The organism is Brachybacterium hainanense, assembly GCF_042434575.1.
Lineage (GTDB): Bacteria > Actinomycetota > Actinomycetes > Actinomycetales > Dermabacteraceae > Brachybacterium > Brachybacterium hainanense.
In genome coordinates, this window is the sequence record NZ_JBHLSV010000060.1 from 1 (window position 1) to 525 (window position 525).

Here is a 525-nt window from a genome sequence, read left to right on the forward strand (position 1 = left end):
CAGCGCATGGGCAACTGGACCATGATCGACACCATGGTTAACGACGGCCTGTGGGACGCTTTCAAGGACTACCACATGGGCATAACCGCCGAGAACATCGTGGACAAATACGGCATCAGCCGTGAAGAACAGGACGAATTTGCCGCCGCCTCCCAGCAAAAAGCCGTGGCGGCGCAACAGGCCGGCCATTTCGACAGCCAGATCGTTCCACTCAGCATTCCCCAGCGGAAAGGCGAGCCGCTGACGGTTGACCGGGACGAGGGCCCGAAACAGGGCGTGACCGGTGAAAGCCTGGGCAAACTGCGCCCGGCATTCAAAAAAGACGGCACGGTTACCCCCGGCAACGCGTCGTCCCTCAATGATGGCGCGGCCGCTGTCATGGTGTGCAGCGCCGAAAAAGCCAGGGCCCTTGGCCTCACTCCACTGGCCACCATCAAGGCCTACGCCAACGCAGGCGTTGATCCCGCCATCATGGGCACCGGCCCGACTCCGGCCAGCCGGAACTGCCTCACGCGGGCCGGCTGG

Annotated in this window: 1 protein-coding gene; it reads left to right on the forward strand. The window is 63.4% G+C overall.

Annotation, left to right across the window (positions count from 1 at the left end):
* Positions 1-6: 6 nt before the first annotated feature.
* On the forward strand, positions 7-525 hold a 519-nt coding region (locus ACFFF6_RS19930), incomplete at its 3' end, for a thiolase family protein (RefSeq protein WP_446680636.1).